Origin of the sequence: Parafrankia soli, assembly GCF_001854695.1 — a bacterium.
In the GTDB taxonomy this organism is placed as follows: domain Bacteria; phylum Actinomycetota; class Actinomycetes; order Frankiales; family Frankiaceae; genus Parafrankia; species Parafrankia soli.
The window spans coordinates 1-2,814 of the sequence record NZ_MAXA01000024.1; the positions used below are offsets into that span (position 1 = coordinate 1).

At 63.3% G+C, this 2,814-nt stretch carries 2 protein-coding genes and 1 pseudogene; 2 read left to right on the forward strand and 1 reads right to left on the reverse strand.

What is annotated here, in order from left to right; all coding sequences use genetic code 11:
- A partial coding sequence (locus tag BBK14_RS04250) for an integrase core domain-containing protein (protein WP_157904208.1) occupies positions 1-284 on the forward strand: 284 nt, incomplete at its 5' end.
- A 145-nt stretch (positions 285-429) separates the two neighbouring features.
- On the opposite strand, the gene BBK14_RS04255 is transcribed toward BBK14_RS04250, so the two are convergent.
- Positions 430-1,839 (reverse strand): MFS transporter, encoded by a 1,410-nt coding sequence (locus BBK14_RS04255; protein ID WP_083390710.1) that lies wholly within the window; start codon positions 1,837-1,839, stop codon positions 430-432.
- A 393-nt stretch (positions 1,840-2,232) separates the two neighbouring features.
- Between BBK14_RS04255 and BBK14_RS41970 the strand changes: the two are divergent.
- A pseudogene (locus BBK14_RS41970) lies at positions 2,233-2,385 on the forward strand (helix-turn-helix domain-containing protein); the annotation flags it as partial.
- Positions 2,386-2,814 lie beyond the last annotated feature (429 nt).

Below are 2,814 nucleotides of genomic sequence, written 5' to 3' on the forward strand. Positions count from 1 at the left end.
CCGTCACGATCCCACCCCGAACCCCACGGGCGAACGCCTACGCGGAACGGTTCGTCCGCACCGTCCGGACCGAGGTCACCGACCGCATGCTGATCTTCGGCAAGCGGCACCTGCGCGTGGTCCTAGCCGAGTACGCACGACACTACAACGGGCGACGCCCCCACCGTGGCCGCGGTCTTCAGCCACCACGGCCTGATCGTCCCGTCGCCGACCTGACCCAGGAACGGATCAAGCGCCGGCCTATCCTCGGCGGCCTGATCAACGAATACGAACGAGCCGCTTAAAACCCCAGCTCAACACCGGTAGCCGACTTCTGGCACCCCACAGGCACACGCCACGAAGCCGTCGTTCGTGCCCGCAAGGCAATGCTGCTCCCCTGACCTCGCCCGACGGGTGAGAGCCGTTGAGGTGGTACCGAGTCCGGACTGGTCACCCAGCCGGATCGGTACCACCTGCCGCAGCGGAGTCTAATTCGCCGGAGTCAAGCACCCCTCTCCGCGGTACACCGGACAAAACGACGTGCTCTTCCGCACCGGGCTCCATAGAACGGTGCCGAGTCTCGGGCAGAGCGAGACTGCAGACCACGGAGAGGATTCCGAAGCTGGCGAGCATGAAACCCACGGACGTACCACCATACGAAGCGCTGAGGTCCGCGGCGAGGATCGGTGCGGTGCCACCGCCGATCGCACCGGCGAGGTTGTATGCGGTGCCGGCCCCCGTGTAACGGTAACGGGTCTGGAACATCTCAGGCAGCAGGGCTCCGACAGGCCCATACGCGGCACCGAAAATGGCCAGCGTTGTCATCAGCACGATCGCGAAGGCGAAAGCGGAGCCCGTGTTCAGTAACGGGAACATGATCAGGCTCCACGGCACCGACACGACRCAAGCTCCCAGGACGACCCTCTTCCGACCAACGCGGTCGGAGTAGATGCCAGACAGGATGGTGGCCCCGCCGAAGACGACGGTCGAGCAGACTCCGAATGTCAGGACAGTCGAGCGGGACAGTCCCATGGTCTTCGTGCCGTACGAGGTAAGGAATGCGGTTCCAATGTAGAAGAACGCGAACAGCATCGTCAGTGAGCCGGCTGCCAGCATGATCTCGCGCCACTGGTACTTGAAGGCGCCGATGAGCGGACTGTCGCTGTTACGAGCAGTGCCGACCTGGCTGCGTTCAGCCTTCTTGAACATCGGGGTTTCCTCGATCGCCAGCCGGACGTAGAGGCCGACGGCCAGCAGCAACGCGCTCAGAATGAAGGGCACGCGCCAACCCCATTCGACGAAGGCAGGCGAAGCGTCTCCCACGAACAGGTTGACGACAAGGAACGTCGCGCTCGAAAGCGCGAAGGCCAAGGCGGGACCGACTTGCGGAAAGATGCCGTAGAGCCCGCGCTTCTCGGCGGGTGCGTACTCGGCTGCAAGGAGTGTGGCGCCGGCCCATTCCCCCCCGACAGCGAGCCCCTGTGCGATGCGCAGGACCACCAACAAGATAGGCGCGGCCACTCCGATCGCGCCCGCCGTGGGCAGGCATCCGATAAGAATGGTCGCGATTCCCATGAGCAACAGAGTGCTAATCAAGGTCTTCTTGCGTCCTAAGCGGTCACCAAAATGACCGAAGAGGACCGCACCCAGCGGCCGGGTACCGAAGGCCACGGCGAAGGTGGCGAAGGACGCCACAGTGCCTGCGGACTCTCCCAGCGCGGGAAAGAAGATCTTCGGAAATACGAGAGCAGCGGCCGTCCCGTAGACAAAGAAATCATAGAACTCGATGGTGGTGCCGGCGCAACTGGCCAGGGCGACTCGGCGCATCGGAGCTTTTGTCTCGCCATTTGTGGTGCTCATATGACTCCCCTCGATCTGTCAGTGACCCAAGAGTGTGATCGAAGGCACGCGACCGCAACTACCCCCGGAAATGGGTAGTTTCGGTCGACTGGTTCATCGACGGGGAGAGCGGCCATCGCCCTTCGGATCGATTTCCTACGGCACTCGGTCGTTGACACTCAGTCACCACGATGTTGCACGTGGCCGCGATTCCGGCGACTGGGCGGTTCGCTTCGTCGCCAATCATGGGAAAATCTCCGCCCTCACGGCCCGATCCCTCCGAGGTGACCGAGCGCGCCACCGAAGGAAGGCCCGGAAAACCAGAAGCGGTCGGCAGTCTCAACCGGTCGTCGCGTCAGCTCTGGTAGAAGGGCTATCTACTGATCGGGGGGCTGGGTGTGAGGCCGGGAGCTAACGTTCGCGGATCGGGAGGAGATCTTCAGGGAACTGGAGGCGGGTCTGTCGCATCAGGAGATCGCGAGCCGAATGAATCACCACCAGCCTGTGATCAGCCGTGAGGTGAGACGCAATGGCCGTAACCTCTGCTTTTTGATCTTTAATGCGTGAAGTCGCTGGTGATCAGTGGCAGCCATGGGCGGGTCGGGTAGCCGTAGATATGAGGTACCCGACTGGGGGTGGGTTGACCGCCGCCGAGCAGGAGAAACGTGAACAGGGCCGGATGGCCGCGTCTGACCAGTTCGCCAGGGGATGGGCCCAGGTGGAGGTGGCCGAGGAGTTTCGGATGACGCGTAAGACCAGCCGAGACTCGGCACCGTTCTGTGGAGCCCGGTGCGGAAGAGCACGTCGTTTTGTCCGGTGTACCGCGGAGAGGGGTGCTTGACTCCGGCGAATTAGACTCCGCTGCGGCAGGTGGTACCGATCCGGCTGGGTGACCAGTCCGGACTCGGTACCACCTCAACGGCTCTCACCCGTCGGGCGAGGTCAGGGGAGCAGCATTGCCTTGCGGGCACGAACGACGGCTTCGTGGCGTGTGCC